Origin of the sequence: Indolivaga macrotermitis, from assembly GCF_900128985.1 — a bacterium.
In the GTDB taxonomy this organism is placed as follows: Bacteria; Bacteroidota; Bacteroidia; order Bacteroidales; family Dysgonomonadaceae; genus Dysgonomonas_A; species Dysgonomonas_A macrotermitis.
The window spans coordinates 378,254-390,979 of sequence record NZ_FQUC01000002.1 but is presented as its reverse complement, the minus strand read 5'-3'; the positions used below and the strand labels follow the sequence as shown (position 1 = coordinate 390,979).

The window sequence follows — 12,726 nt, the reverse complement described above, 5'->3', positions numbered from 1 at the left end:
AGAAAACTATAGAAAAAAATGTTCCAACTTTTGAGACATATATTCTTTGTGAATTTTTAGAATTAGAGGTTTGTGTGAACTTGTTCGAAAACTTTCGCAAGTTCATATCTACATTTATAAAAATATGTAGACTGGGACCTGACTGATTGTGATTGTAACTTCAAAAACGATCTGTGAAGTAAATATCTATTTTAAATATCTGGGCTCACTTACTATTGAATATTTATTGTTGATGCAACTTAGTAGATTTAATCCTCGGTGAATAATAATCTATTGTTTTGAATGAATTTCCATTTGAAGAACAAAACTCAAAGTTGTTCTTTGTTATCGCTTTAATATCTTTTAATATTTCGCGCGTTAACCTTAACATTCTAACATGCCTATGTTAGGATATTCCTTAGACTGATAAGACAGGATTAATATAACAACACAAACTATGAAAAGAGTAACACGGCTTTTTTTTATTGTCCTTGCTTTTATGGTTTCTTGCACAGATCCAATTAAGCAAACTCTTGAAACGGCAGGAGATAACAGGGCTGAACTTGAAGCTGTCTTGAATCACTATAAAGAAAAAGGGAATGAACAAAAATTAGAGGCAGCCAAATTTCTTATTCAGAACATGTTATACAAATATGAGTATGAGGGAGATATTTTAGCTAAATATGACACGATACTCTATATATATCAATCGTTAAGAAAGGACAGTATTTATATAGGAGATCCTCTAATAATTAATCAGACATGGGATTCGCTAGTCTCGAAATATGGAAAGATAGAAATACCGAAACTTAAGAAGAAATTTGATTGTCGAACTATTTCATCAGAATTCCTGATAAAAAATATAGATTTGGCTTTTGAAGCATGGGAAAACTCTCCATTATATAATCCCAACGAATTTAAATCATTCTGTGAATATATTCTACCCTATAGGATAGGAACTGAGCCCGTAGAGGAGTACAAGGAGAGATATTACAAAGATTTAAAATCTATAGTTGACACAGCAACGTCACCGGAAAGTATTGTATTTGGATTTCATTACGAACTAAGTTGGGCCAGACATTTTAAACCTAGTCTAAAGTTGTGGGACTATCCTGTAGAACTTCCCATTAGTAAAATAGAAATAGGGCATAGGGGTGCCTGTCGGCATATGACTACTTTTGGGGCTTTAGTGATGCGTGCTTGTGGACTTCCTGTGACTATTGATCGGGCTATTTGGGCGAATCGGAGCCAAGGACATTCCTGGAATGTGCTGATACTGGATGACCATAAGAATTTACCATTTGATGCTTTGTCGAGAGGACGATTAGAGTTAGCTTATAAACCCGCAAAAATATTCAGGAGAACATTTAGTCTAAATTTTGAAACCTTTAAAGGGGTAGATCCAAATGATATTCCGGGTTCATTTTTTGTATTTGATGAATATGATGTTACACATGAATATGTAACAGCCCATGATGTTTCAGTTCCTATCCAAATTGAATCTGATGAATATAAGACTAAAAAACATGGAATAGTATGCGTTTTTGACAATAGGGAATGGCGTCCGGTATATTGGGGAGAAATCAAATCGGGGAAAATGCATTTTAAGAATATGTCACCAGATGTTCTGTATATTGGTGCTTACTTTGATGAAGGGCATATAATTCCGGCAACCGAACCTTTTTTGCTCCAATCCGATGGGCTAATAAAATATTGTCAGCCCAATAAGGAGCAATTAATAACATTAAATCTAGAACGAAAATTTCCCCGGTTTAAACGTATAGAAGAACATGCAATGGGATTACGGCGTATGAACGCCGAGGGCTCAAATCATAGAGAATTCAAAGATTCGACAGTTCTCTTTTCTGTCTATGATGTCCCATATCATGTAGCAGATAGTTTGGTTGATTCAGCAGTGAGATACCGTTATATACGCCTGAATTCTTCGACATATAGGCTTGCTAATTTAGCTGAAGTTGAATTTTATGGAAAAACGGAAAAGTGGGCCGAAGAAGAAAAACTAACAGGGGAAATTATTGGTTTTCCTCCTATAAATAAAGATAATATGCACCCTTATACACATGCAATGGATGGAGATCTTGAAACCTGGTTCGAAAAAACAAAAGGCCCGATGGGATGGGTTGGACTGGATCTAGGAAAAGGGAACGAACATATTATAACCCGGATTAGATTTTGTCCAAGAAGTGACACAAACTTTATACTTAAGGGAGATACCTATGAATTGCTTTACTGGAACCGAAAAATTTGGCAAAGTATGGGGACACAAATCGCTCCGGAGTATAATATCTTAACTTATAAAAATGTTCCATCCGGAGCATTGTATCTACTTCGAAATCATACTCGAGGAAAAGAAGAACGGATTTTTACATATGAAAACAACACCCAAATTTGGTGGTAAACCCCTAACCCGACATGAAGACACCAATCACACTCATACTAAGTATCCTGTTCAGTAGTTTACTTTACGGACAAACCCCACAGGACAGTACAACGCAGAAGTTGTATTCTTTTGTAAAGAATATCAACACATTCAGCTATCTCTATCCACAAGAAAAAGTCTATCTGCATTTTGATAATACCGGGTACTTCTTAGGTGAAACCATCTGGTTCAAAGCTTATGTCGTCACCGCCTCCGACTTGCAACCCTCTGATCTGAGCAAAGTGTTGTATGCCGAAATACTAACCCCCGAAGGGCAAATAATGGAAAGCAAGAAGCTAAAGCTGGAAAACGGTCAGGCACATGCCGACTTTATGCTGAAAGACTCGCTCTATGCCGGATATTACGAAGTCAGAGCTTATACTAAAAGCATGCTCAACTTCGGAGAAGACGTCGTATTTTCACGCGTTTTTCCTGTTTTCGATAAGCCCCAAAAAGAAGGGGACTATTCCCTGCAAATAATGAAACTCCGTCCCCGTACCAAAAAGGTGGAGGATCTACGGGAGGCTTCACCAAAGTATAAATCCCTGAATATGGCATTTTATCCCGAAGGAGGAAATCTTGTTCAGGGCTTAAGCAATAAAGTCGCTTTTAAAATAACCGGCGATAAAGGAGACCCGGTTGAAACCACAGGCATAATACAAAATAGCCAGGGACAGGAAATAACTAACTTCACGACACTTCATGAAGGCATGGGTTCGTTTATCCTCTATCCGGACGGCAATAAATACACCGCAGTAGTAAAAGAAACAGGAAAAGACAAAGAGTATAAGTTCGAATTACCCGAAACGCAAACTGAAGGCTACGCCCTGCAAATAAACAACCTGGACACAGAAAACCTGACGGTACAAATCCAAAAAGCATCCGGTACCGTCCCCGAACTCTTAGGTATTAGTTTTGTGTGCCGAGGCAAAGCCTATGTCTTTGATATATTGGAGCTACAGGAGACTGACCCTCTCATACTGAATATTCCCAAGAAAAGCCTACCTACGGGCGTAGCCCAAATCACATTATTCAATAGTGAGGGACGTATTTGGGGTGAGCGTCTGGCTTTTGTCAATCATGGGATTCCTGAACTATCCATCGAAAGAACAATACAGAGTGACTTTCAACCATTCTCTCCCGTTCGTGTCGATTTTGTCATAAAAGATAATCAAGGACAGCCAGTCGAAAGTAACTTTTCATTATCCATCAGAGATACTCAAAGCCTTATTCCGACAAGTTACACCGGAAACCTTCAAACCGATTTATTACTGTCATCCGAATTGAAAGGCTATATCAATAACCCGGCATACTACTTCGAGCAGGACGATGCCCGTCATAGTCTATCGCTTGACTTATTGTTACTGACACAGGGCTGGAGATCAAGCCGATGGAAACAAATGGTAGGGATAGAGAAATTTGATGTAAAACATGGTATAGAAAACGGATTAATATTAGGAGGTCAGGTACTATCCGCTGTACAGAAAAAGAAGAAAGAGAATATTGAAGTCAGCCTGAAAATCTATTACCCTGATGGTAAAACTCAGGGTGGAGATTGTCCTACGGATGAAAATGGCAAGTTCAATTTCGCGCTTCAGGATTATTATGGGAAAGCAGATTTAAAATTAACAACCCGTGTGAAAGGAAAACCGGAGCATACCCGGATACTGCTTGACCGCCTGTTCAGCCCAACTCCGATATACTACGAATATTATCAAACAGCTATCCCTACAAAGAGTGGAAATACAGAAGGTAATAATATAAAGATAACAGAGATAGAAGAATCAGTAGATAGTATATCTGTGGATATGGTAACAGATATGACTGTTAAAACACATCAACTATCAGAAGTAACCGTAACGGAGAAGAAAAAATGGTCACAGGAACAGGAAGGATTGAACCGGGCAAATGTAGTCTATAATGTAAATGAAGAGATTGAAAATATCCGAGACGCCGGAGACTCCGAATGGGACAATATACTGGATTTTTTGGAAAAGAAAAATACTTGGTTTACATATGTAGATTATTATACTACTTACAAAGGTCGGTTAGTTATTTTCGTTGTAGATAACATGTTGGCAAAGATATCCCCGTTAGGTATAGAATCGGCTGAACCTTTTAATAACTTCAATAAAGATAAGTCCATCAATATGAATGTCAAGAGGAGCCTGTCAGATATAAGCATCGATCAGGTTGATAAGATAATGTTTGTTGAAGATGGCAGTATGGCTTTACGTTATAGCCCTGAATGTGGACGTATACGAGTTGATCCCCTGACCGGACTGTTTACAGAGGATACAGAGATGATGCGTGCTCCCAGAGAATGTTATGTCGTATATATTTATACAAAAAAGGGAGGAAATCCAATAAAAGAACCGAAAGGAACACGTTCCACTTCGTTTCAGGGGTATGGAAATGTAAGACAATTCTCCTCGCCTAATTATTCCTCGGTTCAACTACCTGATGAAAAAGATTTTCGCCGGACATTGTATTGGAATCCTAATATAAGGACAGATAAGGAAGGTAAGGTTTCGGTTAATTTTTATAATAACAGTAATTGTAAAGAATTTGACATTAATATTGAAAGTTTGTAAAAACCCTAACCCGATATGAAGACACAAATCACACTCATACTAAGTATCCTGTTTAGTAGTCTCATTTATGGACAAACCCCACAGGACAGTACTACTCAGAAGTTGTATTCCTTTGTAAAGAATATCAATACATTCAACCATCTCTATCCACAGGAGAAAGCCTATCTGCACTTCGATAATACCGGGTACTTCTTAGGTGAAACCATCTGGTTCAAAGCCTATGTCGTAACCGCTTCCGACTTGCAGCCCTCTGACCTGAGCAAAGTACTATATGCCGAAATACTGACCCCCGAAGGCCAAATAATGGAAAGCAAAAAGCTAAAGCTGGAAAACGGTCAGGCGCACGCCGACTTTATGCTGAAAGATTCCCTCTATGCCGGATATTACGAAGTCAGAGCCTATACTAAAAGTATGCTCAACTTCGGAGAAGATGTCGTCTTTTCACGCGTTTTTCCGGTATTTGACAAACCCAAACAAGAAGGCGATTATTCAACAAAAACAATGACTGCCCGTTCCTGGAAACGGATAGTAAATAGTGTCCGTGAACCCTCTCCAAAATATAAAGCGTTGAATATGGAGTTCTACCCTGAAGGCGGTAACCTGATTCAAGGCTTAAGCAACAAAGTTGCCTTTAGAATAACCGGAGATCAAGGAGAACCGGTTGAAGCCACCGGCGTAATCCAAAACAGTGGGGGACAAGAAGTAACCACTTTCACAACCGTTCACGAAGGTATGGGATCCTTTGTCCTTTACCCCGAAGCCGGAATCTATACCGCAGTTATCACCTATCAGGGTAAAGAGCATAAAATCACCTTACCCGTAAGCCAGTCCGAAGGCTATGCCATGCAAGTAAACAACCTGGATGTAGAAAACCTGACTATCCAAATCGACCGTACCAAAACCACAGAAAGTGAGCCTTTAGGTATTACCTTCACCTGCCGGGGAAAAGCTTATGTTTTTGACATCTTAGAACCAACTGGTAACGAGCCCATTTCATTAACTATCCCGAAAGAAAGCTTGCCGACCGGAGTAATCCAAATAACTCTGTTCAATACATCAGGCCGGATATTTGCCGAACGGCTGGCCTTTGTCAATCATGGGATAACCGGTTATACAACAAATACCAATATAAAGACCGATTATAAACCCCTTTCTCCGGTAAAGATCGAACTGGAACTCAGAGATCATCAAAACCACCCAATAGAGACCACCTTCTCCTTATCAGTAAGAGATAGCGACAGCGATATCCCGACCAATTATACCGGTAACCTTCAAACCGACCTGTTACTAACCTCAGACCTGAAAGGCTATATTAACGATCCGACTTATTACTTCGAAGAAGATGATATCCGTCGCAAATTATCTCTGGACCTGTTACTCATGACACAGGGTTGGAGACGTTACGACTGGCAATATATGTCGGGACAGAAAAGCTTTGAAGTGAAATACGGCATAGAAAAAGGATTAACGATCGAAGGCCGGGTCTTATCCTCGGTAAGGAAAAAAGAGCAGGAAGGTATTGATGTAACGATGTGGATACTTACACCCTACCAGAAAGGTACCTGCATAACAGATAGTCAAGGGCGGTTCAACCTGTTGCTGGACGATTTTAAAGGCCGTCAGAATCTAACCCTTGAAACACGCAAGAAAGGCAAACTACAACACAGCCGTATCTTGTTAGATCGTCTTTTTATTCCGGAATCCCGGTATTATAGTTATCAGGAGACCATTTTACCGGTCTTATCAAGATCAAAAGAAGCAGCGATAATAAACAGTACAGAACCGAGTCTCGAGAATACAATAGATATCGAATATGCTAGTGATATCACAATAAAGTCCCACATACTGAAAGAAGCAGTTGTTGTAGAAAAGAAAAAGAAGAGCCTGCAAGAGACTGTCTTAGAGAATGCAATTGAAATCTTGGATGTACAACAGAAGCTGGATGATGTTAGAGATGAGGCTGATATGGAGACTGGAGATTTTCTTGATTTTTTAGATCGGTATTACCCACAGCAATTCAGGAAGTCAGAGAGAGATTCAACCGTTACAATTAGTTATATCTATAATAATCGACCGATAAGCACTGAATTTCGATTAAAAGGCATGAAAGTTCCTGACATTTTTAGTTATGTTGGGATGGACAATATAGAAAGGATTAGTATTAGTCCCTTACTATTTGATGAAAAGGGAAATAACTTTGTTTATGTTGATATCTTTCCTCACGATGATATGCAGCGTAAGAAGTATAAGAAAGGTATTCGCGAAACAACATTTCAAGGATATGGCAATGTAAGTCATTTTCCTTCGCCTGATTATTCATCAGTTAAATTACCTGATGAAAAGGATTTTCGCCGGACACTGTATTGGAATCCCAATGTAAAGACAGATATGGAAGGTAAGGCTTCTGTCGATTTTTATAATAATAAGGTTGCTAAAAACATAATAATAGATATTGAAAATATAAAGGGAAAGGAGGTGGTTCAATAATATAGAATAAGGGAAAGTCTTTTATAGCTGTTGAAATGATATAGACAGTAAAAATTTATTTAAATAATCAAAAAAATAAAACCATGAAAAAGAAAGTTTTTTTATTAGGGTTTGTATTAGTGTTCTGTTCTATAATTACTGTCAATGCAATTATAGTCGACTCTAATGGAAATGTTATTTCGTCAGGTAGTAATGGAAATAATGGAGGTTCTGGAGGTAATTCTGAAAGTGATGATGGAGACTATTCTTATGCTAGAACTATGGCGGATTGGTGTCATGTCCCATTTGTTGGATTAAAAGAATGTGTTAGTGTAACTTGTGAAGTATCTTATGCCAATTCTACATGTGATGAAGAAAGCGCTAAGTATTTTGACACTTGTTCTAAAACTTGTCAATAATAAAAATAACTCGCGCAAACATCGATAAAAGATGTTTGCGCACAAATCTTTTTTAGGCATGAAAGTATTTACATATTATTGTTTGGCTTCTTTTGTTTTTGTTTTTTTTTTCTCTTGTACCAGAGAAAAGAGAAACATAGATATCAAAATTGAAAAAATTGAAATAAATACGGACAAAGTGGTGGGAGAAATTAATCTATTAGAGATGATTGATAGTATTAGCTATATCCCAATAACAACGGATTCTATCTTGATCGGAGAAGTCACCGATTTTGTTGTTTCTAATGATAAATTCTTTATTCTGGATAGAAAAAAGTCACATTCAATATTTATCATAGAAAGAGATGGGGAAAATCTTATTCAAATAGATAGAGAAGGTGCTGGACCGGAAGAATATATCTCTCCCAGAACTATTACTATTGATGAAGAGAATAGATATCTTTTGATATTATGTGATAAATCCAAAAGAATACAAACATATGATTTTGAAGGGAATTTTATAAATACGAGAAGAATAAATTGCTACAGTTCATTGATAGCAAAGACTCAAACGGGAAATATCGTTTATTATCTGGATTATCTTCCTCATGAAGATTTTTATAAAGAATCTTCATATCCCAACTTAATATTATTAGGTAAGAAAAATAAGTTATTAGATGCTGAAGCATATTTTGATAGTAGTTTTGAGTCTACTAATTTGTGGAAGTCTAAAAAAGGTTTTTCGAAGCCTTATTCTGATACAATAAGTATAAACCCGGATCATTCAAATATAGTATATTATGTGTCTAATGATAAGATAACCCCTAGATATTATATTGATTGTGGAAAATATAATATTGATGAGGGGTATAATGAAGAAGTTTTGATGAAACCTCTAAAATCGCCAGAGGACTTATCTAAGATGTCCGAAAAATATGGATTGATTATGAGTTATAAAGAGTCGAGTGATTATATATATGTTTTATTACTCTTACAAGGGGAGTATAGTCATACTATTTTTTCGAAGAGGACCGGTAATAGCCGAAGTTTTAGAGCTGTACAAGGAGCCCCGTTAGACTTTGGACATGGATATATTTCAGGGAATAAATTTTACACATTAGTAGAACCAAGTACACTGAAAAGGTATGCTGAAGAATTGAAAGATTCTAAACTTCTTGAAATAGCCAATAAAGTTAATGATTTCGACAACCCTGTTATCATAGAATCTACTTTGGCTGATTTTTAATCTTAAAAAATTATTTCTATGAAAACAACATACTGGATATTAGCCGTTACCCTTATATTGGTTATTCTTAATCTGATTTTAATTAAAAATATAGTAAGCCTAAGAGAGTATAATACTGAAATGAACAACGAACTCAAAAAAGCTAAAGATTGGAACCAGAAACTAGATATTATCCGGATAAATAAGGTGTATGAAGAAAAATCTGAAGATTTACAGCTCCCACAATTGTTTTTGTTGGATGCAGCTTCAAATTTTTTTTTTATTGATAAGAAATTGCCCTCACAGAAACATCTGGTATTGTATATTTCTGAGTCTAATTGTGAAGATTGTATCAGGCATGCTTTGGATGGTTTAAGAAATTACACCAAGGATATTGGAATACAAAATATAATCATCTTAACCAACTATGTAAATCAAAGACATTATCAGGCATTTCAAAGGACTTTAGATCTACAAGTAATTTCATATAATGTAAATGGACAAAAATTGAATTTACCTGTTGAAATATTGCATAAGCCATTCTTTTTTATTCTTGATACAGATTTATCCTGTAGGCAAGTTTTTTTACCGGCAAAAGAAATTGAAGACTATACTGCAAGATATTTGAGAGATATATCCAAACAGCATTGGAAAAAAGAAAATCAATCTGATCAGCCCCTGCAAAAACAAGCTTCATAAAACAATCTAGCTAGATGAAACTATTACAAATAACCCACTTTCTCTTAATACTGTCAATACTATTGGTTTTTATCACAGTTCTTATCGTTCACAATGAATTTGCAGATAGAACAGTTAGTGGTAAATATTTTTGGTTCTATGCATCTATGGGGATCTTGTCTGTTACAGTATTATGCTCTTGTATTTTACATAGGTACACTTTTTCGTTGAATATCATAGATATATTAGTTACTCTGTTTTGTGTAAGTGGGATAACCTCTTTCTGGTATAATGGACGAGAAATTAATACTCCTTTTATATTACTAATTTTAATATTCATATTGTATTTATACTTGAGGATTATTATGTCAGGGGTAAAGTTCAGTAGACAAATTCTATTGACAGGGCTTATATTAACAGGGTTAATCTGTGCTGTATGGGGGCTATTACAGCTATACGGCTTTGTGTCATCATTCCATAACCGATTTGCTGTAACCGGACCGTTTTTTAATCCGGGTCCATTTGCTGGGTATCTTTCAGTAATAGCTCCTTTGGCATTTTACTATGCTATAAGAGATTTTTCTATATTGAAATATAAGTTTTACAATAAGTTAATACCCTTATATATAAGATGGGGTATATCTTCTGTGTGTTTTATCAGTATACTGTTGATTCTTCCGGTTACTATGAGCCGGGCTTCGTGGTTAGCCTTACTAGGTGGTTGTATTTGCATTCTGATTGCAAGAAAAAAGAGTAAGTTTAACTTCTGTAGATGGATGAAAAGGTATAGAAAAAGAACGATTTGCATATCTTCTACTCTTTTAATATTTATCTTGCTTGGAGGAGTATTTCTTTACAGTATAAAAAAGGATTCGGCAGATGGGCGTTTTCTTATATGGAAAATATCAACAGGAATAATTATTGAATATCCGTTAGGAGTAGGTATCGGTTTTTTCCCGGGAACCTATGCAAAAGCTCAAGCCGATTATTTTCGGTCAGGAAAGGGAAGCCCACAAGAAGAATATGTAGCTGATGCTCCGGAATATGCATTTAATGAATATTTGCAGATTGGTATTGAAACAGGCGTTTTGTCTCTTTTCATTTTTGTTACAATAATTTGCATGTCTTTGAAAAATGCATTGAAATTGAGGTTTGTAGCAGAACTTGGTTCATTAGTAGCTCTTCTAATCTTTTCTTTTTTTTCTTATCCCCTCAAAGTACTTCCATTTGTTATTTTGCTTTGTTTTCTGATTGCTTCATGTGCTCAGGCTTGTAAAGAGGTAAAAAGATTACCGACTTCTATTATTACAGTTATAGCTTCTACTCTGGTTGGAATATTCCTATATAACCGATACCCGACTTACAAAGCATATAAATATTGGCACAAAACAAAAATGCTTTATGATATAGGTTCTTATGACAAAGCTTTATTGGAGTATCAGAAACTGATGCCTTACCTGAAAGATCAAACTAAATTTCTACTTGAATACAGTTCTTGCTTTGCAAGATTGAAATATTATAAAGAAAGCAATGAGATCATAGAAGAGGCTATTTTAATAAGTGGAGATCCTTCGCTTTTTACAACAATGGGTCAAAATTATCAGAACTTAGGAGAGAATATGAGAGCTGAAATATGTTACCAACAAGCATTGTATACTATCCCTAACAGGATATATCCTTATTATCTTTTAGGTAAGTTATATTATGAAACCGGAGATTATGAGAAAACATTCCAAATGGTCCATATTGTACAAACTAAAAAGCCTAAAGTACCCTCCAATGCTATAGAAAATATGAGAGAAGAGATGAAGAACATAATAGATAATAAAAAATGAGCAAAATTATATATATAAAAAAATGGCTGTATTGTGTATGCTTTCTGTTTTCCTGTTCTTGTAAGTCTGATAAACAGGAGGAACTCAAAAAGGAGGAAAAAATGATGGAGATAACGGAAAGTAAGCCTGTGGATGTAAAAACTCGTTTATTAGCGTATACTGATTTCAATTATGAATTGATATCCAATGGGATCATTGAATCTACTCGTAGTGCAGACATACGTTTTTTATCTCAGGAAAACATAGTCAAAATACATGTCAAGAATGGAGAAAGGGTTAATAAAGGACAAAAATTGGCAGAACAAGATAATTTTAAATTAGACAATGCAATGAAGCAGGCGGTTGAAGCATTTGAAAAGTCAAAACTAGATTTACAGGATGTTTTGATAGGTCAGGGCTATTCTTTACGCGATTCAGTAAACATCCCCAAAGACATAATGAAAATTGCCAAACTAAGAAGTAATTATGAACAATCACGGAACAATTATGAATTGGCCGAATATAATTTAAAAGCAACCACTCTATATGCTCCGTTTAGTGGTATTGTAGCTAACTTATCAGTAAAGGAGTTCAATGCTCCGGGGTCTGAACCTTTTTGTACAATTATTGATAACCACCACATAGAGGTTACATTTAATATACTGGAAAATGAGTTATCCTTGATTAATCTTAATGATCAAGTGTTGGTTTCTCCATTTTCATCTCATGAGTATTTAGAGCGAGGCCGGATTTCAGAAATAAATCCATTGATAGACAAGAATGGAATGGTTAAGGTTAAGGCAATGTTGAATAGTAAAGAGAACAGGCTCTATGAGGGTATGAATGTAAAAGTACGTGTACAACGTATTCTTGGAAAACAGTTATGTATACCTAAATCGGCATTAGTCTTACGGGCTAACAAAAAAGTGGTATTTAGTATTAAGAATAATAAAGCTAAATGGAACTATGTACAAACAGCACAAGAAAATACAGAGAACTATGTAATAACAGAAGGATTAGCTTTGGGAGATAGTATAATCTATGAAGGAAACATCAATTTATCTCATGATGTTCCGGTAATAGTAAAAAAATGACAATATAATCTTGTCTGAATTTTGTTTAGCTTTCTTTA

Annotated in this window: 8 protein-coding genes; all 8 read left to right on the top strand. The window is 35.9% G+C overall.

Features of this window, described 5'->3' with window-relative positions:
• Positions 1 to 436: 436 nt before the first annotated feature.
• The 8 genes from BUC12_RS04560 (at position 437) to BUC12_RS04520 (ending at position 12,688) form a co-directional block, all read left to right on the top strand.
• Positions 437 to 2,398, top strand: a complete 1,962-nt coding sequence (locus BUC12_RS04560; protein WP_062176343.1) for a hypothetical protein — start codon at positions 437 to 439, stop codon at positions 2,396 to 2,398.
• 14 nt (positions 2,399 to 2,412) lie between these two features.
• Complete coding sequence (locus tag BUC12_RS04555; RefSeq protein ID WP_062176346.1) at positions 2,413 to 5,013, top strand: hypothetical protein; 2,601 nt, start codon at positions 2,413 to 2,415, stop codon at positions 5,011 to 5,013.
• Positions 5,014 to 5,028: 15 nt separating this feature from the next.
• Positions 5,029 to 7,500 (top strand): hypothetical protein, encoded by a 2,472-nt coding sequence (locus tag BUC12_RS04550; protein WP_062176349.1) that lies wholly within the window; start codon positions 5,029 to 5,031, stop codon positions 7,498 to 7,500.
• A gap of 83 nt (positions 7,501 to 7,583) precedes the next feature.
• The gene (locus tag BUC12_RS04545; RefSeq protein ID WP_062176352.1) at positions 7,584 to 7,898 is read left to right on the top strand and encodes a hypothetical protein; all 315 of its coding nucleotides are present in this window, start codon (positions 7,584 to 7,586) and stop codon (positions 7,896 to 7,898) included.
• 58 nt (positions 7,899 to 7,956) lie between these two features.
• Positions 7,957 to 9,123 carry a 6-bladed beta-propeller gene (locus tag BUC12_RS04540; protein ID WP_157257481.1) on the top strand — a complete coding sequence of 389 codons (1,167 nt, stop codon included), beginning with the start codon at positions 7,957 to 7,959 and terminating at the stop codon, positions 9,121 to 9,123.
• 18 nt (positions 9,124 to 9,141) lie between these two features.
• Complete coding sequence (locus BUC12_RS20510) at positions 9,142 to 9,801, top strand: hypothetical protein (RefSeq protein ID WP_062176357.1); 660 nt, start codon at positions 9,142 to 9,144, stop codon at positions 9,799 to 9,801.
• 344 nt (positions 9,802 to 10,145) lie between these two features.
• Positions 10,146 to 11,615 carry an O-antigen ligase family protein gene (locus tag BUC12_RS04525; RefSeq protein ID WP_062176362.1) on the top strand — a complete coding sequence of 490 codons (1,470 nt, stop codon included), beginning with the start codon at positions 10,146 to 10,148 and terminating at the stop codon, positions 11,613 to 11,615.
• A gap of 101 nt (positions 11,616 to 11,716) precedes the next feature.
• Positions 11,717 to 12,688 carry an efflux RND transporter periplasmic adaptor subunit gene (locus BUC12_RS04520; RefSeq protein ID WP_157257483.1) on the top strand — a complete coding sequence of 324 codons (972 nt, stop codon included), beginning with the start codon at positions 11,717 to 11,719 and terminating at the stop codon, positions 12,686 to 12,688.
• The last annotated feature ends 38 nt before the right edge of the window (positions 12,689 to 12,726 follow it).